The organism is Photorhabdus hindustanensis, from assembly GCF_002968995.1.
Classification (GTDB): Bacteria; Pseudomonadota; Gammaproteobacteria; order Enterobacterales; family Enterobacteriaceae; genus Photorhabdus; species Photorhabdus akhurstii.
Window position 1 is genome coordinate 21070 of sequence record NZ_PUWT01000050.1, and the last position, 12836, is coordinate 33905.

Consider the following 12836-nt stretch of genomic DNA (forward strand, 5'->3'; position numbering starts at 1 on the left):
GCCTCCAATTATTGTGCGATATTCTGCGTGAACTGCAAGATAATGAATTCGGCTGGACGAACAGCGGCCATGCCGATTTTGACGATCATTTTGCCCTGCTTGATATCGTCATCAGTCATGGTGACGCCTTTACCGATTTGAACAAAATAAGCCTGTTCGGCTTTGTCGCCCATCAATCCGCCTTGCTGCCAGAGGGAATGGAGATAGTTATCAATGGCCCGGCGTACAGCTTCCCAGGTGGGTTGGCTGTTAGGCTCGAACACCGCGAAACTCATGGCATTTTTAATGTCCCGTTCCGCGCTGTTAAACAGGCGACGAACCGGGATATAACGCCAGTTATCGCTGTCTTCAAGGGTTCTAGCTCCCCAAACCAGCGTACCGATCCTAGGAAAAGTACGGATCATATTCAGTGCTTTACCCTGGTTATATCTCCCTTGCAGGTCGTCGGTCATCGGATATTTAGGTTGTAATCCGCCCTGAACAGGGACATTGGCAGGGGCTTGCCAGACGCCCCGGCTATTATCGACGCTGGCATAAATACCAGCCATGACGGCACTCGGTGGAATATCAATGGAGGCTTTATTTTCTCCCCACTCAGCGGTCAGCCAGGGATAGTAAACTGCGGCATATTGAGTTGCTGAATAAGGCTTAAGTACATCATCGGGTGTTTGGGTTGAGGTTATTTGAGTTTTAGGGCCGTCAAAAATGGCGAATAATCCCTTGCCTAATTGACAAAGTGTTCCGACGGCGGTGGTGATCTCTTCTCCGGCGGCAACCAATAGCGTGACATCATCAAGTACCGGCACTTGCTTTTCTAAATCTTGCGTTTTGACGAGATAACCATATCCACCGCCGTTAATAAAATAGGCGCGCAGTGCGATATCGAGTTTATCGGAAGGATTAAATTGTCCACCTTTTAGTGTCAAATACTCCAGCCAGCTACTGACGCGAATATAGGGCTTACTTGATATTAATGAATTATTATTTGCGACGGCAAAAACAGGTACTGCCGTTGCACCGGAACGAACAGAAAGGGACGGTGAAGCGTCCTCTTCAATATAAACGCCGGGATAAGTTGGGGTTATTGGCATATTGCCTCCAAGTTATTGTGCGATATTTTGCGCGAACTGTAGGATGATGAATTCGGTCGTGATGAGCCATGCCAATATTGATCATCATGTGTTAGCGCATGGATAATTGGCTATGTCAGACGATTATCTTCTGCAATATAAACATCGGGATAGATCGTTATTACCGAGGTATTAAGGTGCTTGAATAGTGACCCGATCCGCGACCAGAGCAATTTCTTGAATGGCAATATCATTGCTGGTGGCGTCAAAAGAAGGGGAGGTGAATGACGTTGGGAAGGCATTTGTCACATTCCAGGTCATTAGAATCTCGGTACCGGCTTCGTTGGTCAGACTAATTGCGATATCTTTTTTCTCAACTTGATTAAGTTGAATAGCATTAATCCAGTCAAAAAGCTTAGTATCGCCAGGGAAGACGCCTTTACGCAGGGTAATATTGATCGCTTGACGCTGGCCCGGCATTTTATAGTAATTACCGGTACCATCTTTATATTCGATGACGTCATGAGAGATATCGAGTCCGGAAACATTGTTAAAAGGGATTTTCTCATCGCCAATAGAGACAACAAACCGATAAGCAGGAATGGGATAGTCAACAGCAATTTGTTCTGGAGTTATAGCCATGATTGTTTCCTTGATTGTTTACATTTGAAATATAAGGAAAACGTCTATTACTTTGTTTTCCTTAGTACCTAACGATTGAGTATAGCTACCGCAACAACCTGATTTACATAGGTCTTTATTCGTATTAACGGGTTTGTTCAATGATTATTTAAATCACCTTTGATAAAGCGAGGTGATTATAGAGAATGGATTTTTAGGCGGTAGCATCAATTAATAATGATATTTATTTTTAATTGATGTGGCAGGTTTTAGTGATTTCATGTATCAGCGTTAATTTACTGCTTTCTGTAAACATGAAAATAAATAACAGGTGTGATTTTTATGTTGAATAATATCACGTGGTTATGAGATTTTTCATTGTCAGGTAGTTTTGTGCTTTAATAATTTCCATTATAAATTAATGAACAGACAAAAAGATAATTGTAAAATAATTAGCTGTGAAATTAGTTAGAATGTTTATTGGGGTGAAAAGAGAGAACAGCGATTTCAGAAGCACGTGGATTCAAATCCGGTCTTTCGCTTGGAATGTAAATGTGCGGCTTCTATGCGTTTTGTGCATTGACTCAAGCATTTTTATGCCGATAACGTATCAAAAGTAAGTTTGTTGGACGTTTGTTCAAGTTCACTTTGGTGATTTCCATCACCGTTTCACGGTCAAGACTCATACCTCGGTGACTGTTTTGCCAGTCACCGTAAGATTCTCTTTTAACACGAATCGTTGAATACTGATGAAGAACTCTCAGCACGAGTTAGTGGCGTATTTGCTCAAGTTCGTTCTGACTCAGACCGGTGGTTTTCATCACCGTTTCACGATCGATTCCGCTGTTCAGCAATGCATGAGCAATTTTTAACGTTGCCTCCTGGCGTCCTTCTTGACGTCCCTCCTGGCGTCCTTCTTGATGTCCTTCCTGGAGTCCTTCTTGACGTGCTTTATGTTCCAATCTTTGCGCTATTGTCATCAGTACCTCCCCATACCTCGGTGACTGTTTTGCCAGTCACCGTAAGATTCTCTTTTAACACGAATCGTTGAATACTGATTAAGAACTCTCAGCACGAGTTAGTGGCGTATTTGCTCAAGTTCGTTCTGACTCAGACCGGTGGTTTTCATCACTGTTTCACGATCGATTCCGCTGTTCAGCAATGCATGAGCAATTTTTAACGTTGCTTCCTGGCGTCCCTCCTGGCGTCCCTCCTGACGTCCTTCCTGACGTCCTTCCTGACGCCCTTCCTGACGTCCTTCCTGACGTCCTTCTTGGAGTCCTTCCTGACGTCCTTCCTGACGTGCTTTATGTTCTAATCTTTGCGCTATTGTCATCAGTACCTCCTCATACTTCGGGGACTGTTCTGCCAGTCGCCGGATAAAACCCTCTGGATCGGCGGTATCTCCCGCCTGTAATAAGTAGTTTAGCACGCTTCTTAGCTGATCTTCCGTATGGTAACCATACGCCAGCAATATGGACAGTTTTTGCAGTGACCCCATCATATCACGCTGCCAGATATGCTTTTGCACCATTTCCAGTAGCGCGACCCGTTTATGCGTTAGGATTTCATCATCCGAAATTACCGTCACATCTACCAGCGGGAATGGACTGGAATAGAGCTCCTTCGCCAGAGCTGGATCATCGAAGCAGTCGAGCCAATTGGTACTCCAGGGATACGGTTGTATTTTCCCGTGATAAAACAACACCGGAATGACCAGCGGCAATTTTTCATGTCCTTGCTCCAGATGCCGTTGCATGGCTGAAATACTGTAACGTATTAATCGGAACGCCATCATTTTGTCCGGGGAACTTTGGTGTTCGATCACGCAGTACACATAACCGTCACCTTGCACCGTTTTCAGTGAATACAAAATATCGGAATAATGCGCACGCAGATTGTCTTCAATAAACGACCCTGATGCCAATTGCAATGTATCCAGATCACAAATTGCCCGTAATGTCGCAGGCAAATGTATCTCCAGAAAGTCTCTGGCCGTATCAATATGACCTAGAAACTGTTTGAAAATAGCGTCATGTGGCGTTGGTGTATTTTTTTTCTTCATAGGCGGATAATAGCATACTTTTTTTATATTGAAGGAATATTAAGCAAGAAACTGAGCGGACTGTGATGTCTTGAATTTCCCTCTTAATCGAAGTTCAGGTTAATTATCAACATAACTTGTTACTGGATTGGTATTGGTATAAAAGCGCAAAGCCTGATCATTGCGACTAAAACAATAGCCTAAAATAACATGATAATCCGGAGAATTAATAATTTCTTCCATCTCCTGATAGGTAGTTTTTCTGACATCTTTGATATGTATTGGTTCACTCCTATCATATTCACCTTTTCTATCATCTTTGTCTTCATTAAAAAATAGCTTTTCACGTAAGTCTTTTCTTCTGACTCCATTAGTATTAGCATCCCAATTAAACCCAAAAGCATCACCGTGAGATCCCGTTAGGATTAAAATGGGTTTACCGTCATATTGAGGATTGGACGTAATCATTCTTATCGGGTGATTTAAATCATAAGCTGTTATTGCGGTATCCGAACCATAAATTTTTTTACCATTAAATAATATAGAATGCCAATTTTTTCCACTGGCATTTCTTTTCTTAAGTTGTTGTTTGGTTAAAACAACTATTTTGGGATCACGTAACTGTTGAAACTCATCAGGTATATTCGGTTGCTTCGTGTTTCATTGAATTTGCTTTTTTATTGAATATGGAGTACATGTTATCACCTAAATTTTGATTAAAATGTATATTAGGGGAAAATGAATTTTAAATTGTTGTTTATATTTTAATTTCATTTAAGAATTGATTTGAACAACTGTCAATATATTAATAGAATAGATTATTCTATATCTAGCCATTATTTCTTTCCTCCTTTTGTGTGAGCCGAAAGTGTAGGGTTTTTATCTCTGGTAAATATAATTTGGTGTTTGAAATTATATTTTTCCCTCATTTTATTTAAATGTTCCTGCATAGGATTAATACTGAGGTGAGCATCTCCTATGGAGATAACAAATGTATGATTCTCTTTTTCAGCGGCATGTTTTGCGATTTTCTCTGCTAACGTTGGGTTGATATATTCATCGCGCCATGTACCAGAAGTAAAACGGAGCATTTCTGGCGCGACTTTCTCCAGCTCCCCTTTACTGCCGGCTTTCGCCATAATTTCATTCAATTCATTACCTAATTTTTTGAAATTAGGTAAAAAGCTCTGAATAGCAGTCATATAGAATTCATAAAATGAAGAAATATCTTTTTCCGTTAACTTCGTTGGTTCACTTATTGATGTCATCGATAGATCAAACATCTCCTTCATGGCGTTGGATAACGCTGAATCCTCCCACCCAACAATTTCAGCTCGCCTATTTTTATTCATGAATGGCCATGATTTTGCCATAAAATCTTTTGGTATATATTCTGCTTTATTTTCATTTATCTGTTCATCTGTTGCTTCAATATAAAGTTGAAGTGTGCCAGAATCAAAACTACCATTAACATCAGGTATATTTTTTGCGTATTGAAATGGTGGTTTATTATGACCATCACCGGCAATAATAATTTTAGGCCGTTTGTTTGAGAATATTTCTTTTATTTTTTCTGTAGTCAGTTCCACCTCTTTATCACCTTCATAAGTAAACCATTTGTTATGATGATCGGCAGGTGTCACAGAATTAGAATGCCTACCTAATTCTAATGAATTACTTTCATCATGAGTTGCATTATTTGACTGTAATGGCGGTCTTTTTTGCTTTTCTTTCTCTTTATATTCATGTTCCATATTATCACCTATTAGGCTGATGTAAGAAATATATTTTAAAAGTGATATTTTTATCCTAAATCATGATGCATTTGGCAAGGACTTTTCAGGCTTGCCAAATGTCCTGTCATATATTTTTAAAATTTCTATAGGCGCATTTTTATTTGCGACAAAGCCTGATTCACTTTCACTACCTGGTGATAAATATTTTGATTTTATTTTAACAACTACCCCATATCTGTTCCTTGAGAAACGATCAAATACACTTTCATCTACTGAAAACTCTGGCAAATATGCGCCTTTTCCTACTTGTTGGCGAGCGTTTTCTATTGTGGGGGGCGGGGTATTAATATTGGCAGGTTCTCCTCCTGCACTATTATTCTTATGCATGTTGAAGGCTGTGTTGCTGCTTACTCCACGATATAAAATAAAAGATACCTCTGGGTCTATTGCTTCATTAATAGCTTTGGCTACTGTGTGATATTCTAATGTCTTAAATTGACCGGAAGTTATGTCATCTGGTAGTGGGCCATCCTCACCTGCACCTTCATCTGAATCATAATTATCATCATCGTTAGGAAGTTGATTATAAGCTAAGAGTCGTTGTGAATTATCTTTTAGCCATTTACTCTTGTCAGATTCATCAATCTTTTCTTGGTCTGTATATATGGGCATAGTCGCTCCTTAATATATTATGGAAATAGGGAAAGCCTTGTTTTTATGAAATTTTCAATTGATATTTATGTTGTTGATGGATTAAATTTATAACATAGAAAACTCAAATAAACATATTAAAAATAATTAATTTTAATAAATAATTATTTGTTAAGTGAATGTTTGCTATTTTAGTATGAAAATAATTTTAAATTCCAATTAACTTATCAGCATTTTCTTTAGAAACAACAATGCCAACACCATTTATATTAATAATAGCTTCTTGGCTATCTTTCCATTTGGCAAGCGTATCTTTTATTGGTGTTAAATAAGTTGCACTAGTAATGCCGGAAACTTCGACAATGACATTTTGATTTCCTTGGTTTTGATTATTTTCTGTATCAGGCTCGGTTGTCAGATTCACTTTAACAAGGGCAAGACGTACATCTTCTGTACCGCCTAATTCTGCGCATAATTTATCTATTAAAGCTTGGTTTATTTGTGAATTATCCAGATTGGGTTTTTGATCCACAGAAGCGGATATTTTACTGACAGGGGTTACATTGTCTTCAATATTTTGCAATTTCATCGGTACGGTAATGGAATAAAGTAAAGAGAGGCGAGGGCGATTACCCAAGGCTTGCCAAAAATTACCTAAGCTATTTAAATTTTCCTGTTGGGGTATAACCCGGGTATAAGCACCGGGAATACCGGTTAATTGGCGGTTATTAATCAGTGCTCTCAAAACACGCGTCATGACTTGTGCCGCTTGATTATCCGGTTGACTGTCCGGGTTGGCGCTGTCGTTCGATGGTTTATTCGGCTCCCAGTAAGTCATTAAATAGTTGCAGTTAATATTTACCCACCCCGGTAATAGTGTACTGGTTGCCGGGTTATAACGTCTTGGTTCGGCAGAGCGTAATTGTAGATCTTCATGTATCTCATAAAGAAATACACTGACTGTCGGTTCCGATTGAACGGAGTTAATGTCGGGTAGATCAAAGCGAATATCAATTTTTTGACCGGGAATGTCTAAATATTTAATTAAAATGTCATTTAATGCTTGATTAATATCAATAATTATATTATCAGAAGCAATGATAGTTGTCATGTTGACTCCAATTCTACTTAATTTTTAAAATGCCAATCGGCCGGTTTTATTTAATTCAAGTATCACGGCCCGTTCTATATGCTTATTTTCAACTTGTCCAATATTATCATCTGCGGCTAATATGGATGATAATAAGGCGATATTTCTGATGTTCGCTCCGGTTAAATCAGACCGTTTAGCCAGATGTTCGAAATCAATTTCGTCGGATAATGTCAGTTGTTCAGGCCAAATTTTTTGCCACATTTTCTTACGTAATGCTTCATCGGGATAAGTAAAGCGGGTAATAAAGGTAAAACGGCGATTAAACGCGCTGTCCAAATGGCTGCGGTTATTGGTGGCTAAAATCACTAATCCCGGATAATTCTCTAGCCGCTGTAATAAATAAGATACTTCGATATTGGCGTGTCTGTCTTGGGCATCTTTGGTCTCGCTGCGTTTGCCAAATAGGGCATCTGCTTCATCGAAAAATAGCACCCCGGAATCTGCTTCCGCTAGGTCGAAAATACGGGAGATGTTTTTTTCCGTTTCACCGATATATTTATTTACCACGGTAGAGAGATCAACCTTAATCAGATCAACCCCAAGATAACCGGCAATGACCTCGGCAGCCATTGTTTTGCCGGTACCCGATTCTCCGTAAAATAATGCACTAATACCGGTACCGTAACTGATTTTTTCCTGAAAGCCAGCGCTTAGAATTTGGTCACGGTAATGAATGGCGGCAATAATTTCTTTTAACTGTTGCGCTAACGCATCTGAAACCACTAAATCATTAAAATTGCGTTTTGGGTTTATTCGTTGGGCTAATTTACCGAAATTTTGTTGAGCACGGAAACTTAATGCCTTACGTAAATCTGTTTCTTTTAATTGTCCTTCTGGTTGCCGAATTTTTTGATATTGATGTGCTTCTTCAAGAATGAACGGTAATGTTTCCGCGGTAAATGAAAAACGCTGACAGAGCTGAGTAATATTGATTTCCTGAGCGACATTCTCCGGTAAACTTGCTATTAGCATTGATTTTCTTTCTGCTAAAGTCATTACTGGCATGTCAATCTGCACGATTGGCAGATGCTTAAGCCAGACTAATGCATCTCCCGATTCTACCAAGCAAACCACGCGTAATTTTGGCTGATTTAGTAAAATAGATAATTCATGGTGTAGTATTTTCTTCTCCGCTGTAAACAAAGAGAAATTGCGGATCAATAAACAGGCATCATGTAACCGGGTTTCGCGTATTACGTCCGTTAATAAGCTGGATATTCTGACTCTGTTTTCTTCATTCGACAGGTGGGCTAAATCAACGGTTAAGGTATTAATGCCATGAGATGCCATAATATTACTGACCGCTAATTCTCTGGCGTTGCCTTCTTTTCCTCTGAGTATGACCAGTGGACGTATTTTATCGGTTTCATTTAATAATATCTTTTCCAGTGAATGATAAAGAGTTTGTGGATACCAATTATGTGAGGTAGGAATACACCAGTTAGCACAGGTTATCACTGGTGGTAAAAGCGTTCGTTGTCCCGATAAAAAATGCCATACCGCGCTGTGAGTTGAGAATTGTGTTTGTAACCAAATAGCTTCTTCGTGATTATTAAGCCGTAAGAGTTGGTTATGAATTAACGGTGTTTGCGGTAAAAAGCTGTTTTGCAGTAATTGTCGATCACTTTGGCGTTGGCTAAATAATTCAATCGCTAATGAGAAACTGGGCCATTGTTTTTTACTATTACCATTCAGCGCAGCAAATAATGCATGATAACGGCTGTCAAAATGGGGTAATAAACCTAATAGTAAAACATCACGCTCAAATTCGGTCAGTTCAAAACGTTCAATTAATAATGATAATGCATCAATGGCAGGGTTTTCCTCGATTTCTGGATAGTGAATAGGATTATTTACTTGAGTTAGCCAATGAGGAATACCCTGCGGTGATGTTAAACATTGTTCGACTTCATCTTCGGTTAATAAAAAACTTTCTGGTAATGAATCGTACAGGTCGCTCTTTTGATAATAGTATTGCTGTAATAGCAGATCGATACGTTCCAGTTGGGGATAAATCCAGCGTAATTCAGTCCCCCTATAGGGGTTATTTGTCAGTAGGTAGTCCATATAAACCTTCTAAATGTTTTGCCAGTCGATCAGTAAAAGGCGAGCCAGCCAGGGAAGTTTGGCGATATTTAATGGCCACGGCCAGTCGGTTAATAGCACATCAAATGGCTGATGCTCTACCGTGATATTAATTTCTTGATCATTGATCAGCAATTCCCCCGGTCGTTGTAAAAACAGTTGCCGAGCGTCATTACGGGTTAATTTTTTCCAGCCGGGAAGTTGGCTAATAATAGCGTCTAACCATTGATCTATTATCAACTGTTTCTCTGGTTCAACAGGCGCTAATTCAATAGACTCGTTAACCATTAATCCACACAGAATATTATTCAATATATTTGGTTCTACTTGTATCTCTTCATTTCCCCAAATCAAATAATTAAAGAAATTAATCGCGCTGAATTGAGCTTGACGATGAATAAATCTTTGACCCTCAAGTAGGTTTAATTGATTAAATAACGTGGATAGCATCGGCCATAAAATCAATATTCCGGCATTATTTACCTGATAGGGAAGAGTTTGTTCGGATAATAAAGCCGATTCAGAATGTGCTTTTCTGGTGGTTCGGAATTGGTTATGCCTATTATTTGTAATAGATGAATTATTCGATACTGAAAATTTTTTCTGATTTTCAGATGTTACCTTTTTATTTGCCGGATATTGATAACTATGAATATCAACATCAGTTACGGATAATTTTTTGCCAGATTTATTGTTATTTGTGTGGTTTACAATAAGATTTTCAGGTAAATGTTGTTCTTCTTGAACATTGAGATTGTTAATCTTATTAATGATTGATTGTTTATTGGGTTTATTTTTATTCGTATGATTTGGAATAAAATGTTCAGACCAATATTGATCTTCTTGGGAATTATGGATATTGGTATGAGCAATAGTTAATTCTATATCAATGTGGTTTTTATCCGTGTGGTTTGAAGTAATATATTCCTCCAAGTATTGATACTCTTCAACAGATAGATATTTTGCGCTAAATTTTGCAACCGCCGTGGTTTGCCAAATCTGCCTTAACCAACTATTTAATGGAATATTGTGAATGATAATCTGGCGAAATAATGTAATAACAGATGCTGGATTAAGTGCGCCGCTTTCCAATTCAGTGGTGATATATGATATTACTTTCGCATCCAGTTTAGGTATTTCCTGTGTATTATTTAGTTGTATATATTGCAATGCATTGAGTATCAATTGTCCGGGGGAGACAGATTCCCCCAAATATTGTGATCTGTTTATCCTTTCGGATAGTTTGTGGTTAATAGCGATGAATAAAGCGGGCTGCTTAAGCGCTAATAACCGTTGCAGACTTGGTTCAGATAAACAGCTTTTTGCTAATAACAGAACCCATTTATCTTCTATTCCAATTAATTGATTAATTAGTTGCTGAATATTGATGTCAATATTATGATGATTATCTATTACCTCCACTGAGTTTAATGCTTTATTTTTCTGATTTAAATAATGAATGAAATTCTCAATATTCATTAAATTATTATCATGTAATAAAGATGGATTGTTGTTTGTTTTCTGTGACTTTGATTGTTTTAGGGATATTTTTTTCTCCTGATTATTAATTTGATATTGGCTTAATGCTTTATTCAGAGCAGTATTAAGCCGTGCCGGGAATAGTGAATTAAAACTATGAAAGTTTATTTCTCCAAGATCCAAGGTTAATGTTTCTAAATGGATATCCCGATTAATCGGATATTGAGTAAAGAATGTATTAAATAAGTTACTTATATTGGCTTGATTAAGCAGGGAGCCATGCAATACTTTTTTAGCTACCTGTGAATTATTAGCATCAATAGTAATGATTATCCGGTTTAACAGATTTGGCTCCAAGGGCATATTAATATTTCCTCTGTCGTGAATTGACGTAATAAATGTGCAGTGGGTTTTATATAGGATATATCACTATGATTACTTAATTTATTTTTTCATAATGTATCTCATGTAATATATATTTGCTGCTATATGTTTTCCTGAGCCTAATTGCCAAAAATCAGTATGTATGTCCCCCCAACCTGAAATTAAATTAATATTGTCCCCTGAATCGTGACCATTACGGTTAGTATTTAAGTCAGGCGTTCCGTTACTTCCATCACACCATACCCAACCATTAGGTAAACTACCATTACTATAAAATGGCACAATTGTTCCTGATGGGATAATTAGGTTAGCGAGTGCTGATGCAATTGATTGTATATCAACGCTTACACCATCTTGGTCTACCTTAATACCACCATTAGTTTTGGCTTTAACAGCAACATTATTTGTATTTACTTGAATGCCATTACCAGCTCCAACACTAATACCATGATCTTTTGTTAATACAATTCCCAGGCCATCATCTACTTGTAATCCACTACTTGTCAGGGACAGCCCAGTTAATGTTTGGTCACTATTCGCAAGTTTAATGCTTACTCCACTGGTATCAACATTAATTCCATTACCTGCTTTGACTTTTACGCCATTTGTACTTAAGCTCAAACCACTTGTGCCGCTCGAACCACTTGTATCACCTCCCTCTAGTTTTAAATAAATACCCGTACTGTCAGTCACTCGAATACCGCCACCTTCCCAGCATAGAACACTTACACCATCTGCATTAGCGGAAATACCGCTATTAGGTTTGGGTTTTACGGAAACTCCATCGGCATTAGTAATAATGCCATTAGAAGATCTTATTGAAATGCCATCGGTATCAACGTTAATACCACTATTAGGTTTGAGTTTTACCGAAACTCCATCTGTATCAACAGAAATACCGCCATTAGTTTTGGGTTTTACAGCTATATCATCTGGATTGACTTGAATACCATTTCCTTCTCCTACACTAACACCGTGACCTGTTTCTAATTTAATCCCTTTGCCAGGATCTACTCTTAATCCATCAGTTGTTAGAAACAGCCCGGTATTTGTTTGATCGTTGCTATCAGTAAGCTGAATACTGACACCGTGACCTTCTGTTAATATAATCCCCAAACCAGAATCTACTTTTAATCCACTGCTTGTTAGGGATAACCCAGTTTTTGTCTGATCGCTATCAGTAAGTTTAATCCCTAACCCTTTTATGCTTCGCTTTAGGCCACCGTCGGGGTCAATTTTTACTATTAGTAAATCGTTACTATCTAGCTCCAGAGTAGGGTCTTGGCTAGGGGTTTGGCCGAATGCTTGCCCGGTTGCTTTGCGGCCAATATCAGCAATATCAATCAAGTCGGAATAATCGGTCTGTAATGGAATACTTTCCGCCTTAAAGCGATTTTTTAAATCATCTGTTGAAGGGCCTATTGATTCAATATTGATATTTTCTGAATTGGACAGATTGTCTTTCTTTTCCATTTTTATCACCTTGGATAGTATCAAATTATTTTGTTTTAAATATTTAGTGAATATTACCACATAGTGGGGTTGTTATAAGAAAGGATGTTTTATTTAATAGTAAAATAAATGTTTATTACTGTGGGATCATATTAATCCTC

The 12836-nt window shown here is 38.2% G+C and carries 11 protein-coding genes; all 11 read right to left on the minus strand.

Annotated elements, in window-relative coordinates; translation table 11 throughout:
• Nucleotides 1-8 precede the first annotated feature (8 nt).
• Nucleotides 9-1091 carry a phage tail sheath family protein gene (locus C6H66_RS17345; RefSeq protein ID WP_105396236.1) on the minus strand — a complete coding sequence of 361 codons (1083 nt, stop codon included), beginning with the start codon at nt 1089-1091 and terminating at the stop codon, nt 9-11.
• A 171-nt stretch (nt 1092-1262) separates the two neighbouring features.
• A complete protein-coding gene (locus C6H66_RS17350; protein WP_036780559.1) occupies nt 1263-1712 on the minus strand; it encodes a phage tail protein in 450 nt (149 codons plus the stop codon).
• Nucleotides 1713-2461: 749 nt separating this feature from the next.
• A complete protein-coding gene (locus C6H66_RS17355) occupies nt 2462-2671 on the minus strand; it encodes an RpnC/YadD family protein (protein WP_422615621.1) in 210 nt (69 codons plus the stop codon).
• 98 nt (nt 2672-2769) lie between these two features.
• Nucleotides 2770-3756, minus strand: coding sequence for an Rpn family recombination-promoting nuclease/putative transposase (locus tag C6H66_RS17360; protein WP_046397062.1), 987 nt, complete (start codon nt 3754-3756; stop codon nt 2770-2772).
• A gap of 99 nt (nt 3757-3855) precedes the next feature.
• Entirely contained in the window at nt 3856-4377 is a 522-nt protein-coding gene (locus C6H66_RS17365) for a hypothetical protein (protein ID WP_082300887.1), read from the minus strand.
• A 194-nt stretch (nt 4378-4571) separates the two neighbouring features.
• Nucleotides 4572-5489 (minus strand): hypothetical protein, encoded by a 918-nt coding sequence (locus C6H66_RS17370; protein WP_046397060.1) that lies wholly within the window; start codon nt 5487-5489, stop codon nt 4572-4574.
• 60 nt (nt 5490-5549) lie between these two features.
• The gene (locus C6H66_RS17375; RefSeq protein WP_046397059.1) at nt 5550-6143 is read right to left on the minus strand and encodes a DUF4765 family protein; all 594 of its coding nucleotides are present in this window, start codon (nt 6141-6143) and stop codon (nt 5550-5552) included.
• Nucleotides 6144-6330: 187 nt separating this feature from the next.
• Nucleotides 6331-7233 carry a Pvc16 family protein gene (locus tag C6H66_RS17380; protein WP_046397058.1) on the minus strand — a complete coding sequence of 301 codons (903 nt, stop codon included), beginning with the start codon at nt 7231-7233 and terminating at the stop codon, nt 6331-6333.
• Between the two features lie 24 nt (nt 7234-7257).
• A complete protein-coding gene (locus tag C6H66_RS17385; protein ID WP_046397057.1) occupies nt 7258-9342 on the minus strand; it encodes an ATP-binding protein in 2085 nt (694 codons plus the stop codon).
• Between the two features lie 9 nt (nt 9343-9351).
• Nucleotides 9352-11202: a contractile injection system tape measure protein gene (locus tag C6H66_RS17390; protein WP_105396237.1), complete on the minus strand. Its 1851-nt coding sequence runs from the start codon at nt 11200-11202 to the stop codon at nt 9352-9354.
• Nucleotides 11203-11283: 81 nt separating this feature from the next.
• Nucleotides 11284-12696 (minus strand): hypothetical protein, encoded by a 1413-nt coding sequence (locus C6H66_RS17395; RefSeq protein ID WP_105396238.1) that lies wholly within the window; start codon nt 12694-12696, stop codon nt 11284-11286.
• Between the last annotated feature and the right edge of the window lie 140 nt (nt 12697-12836).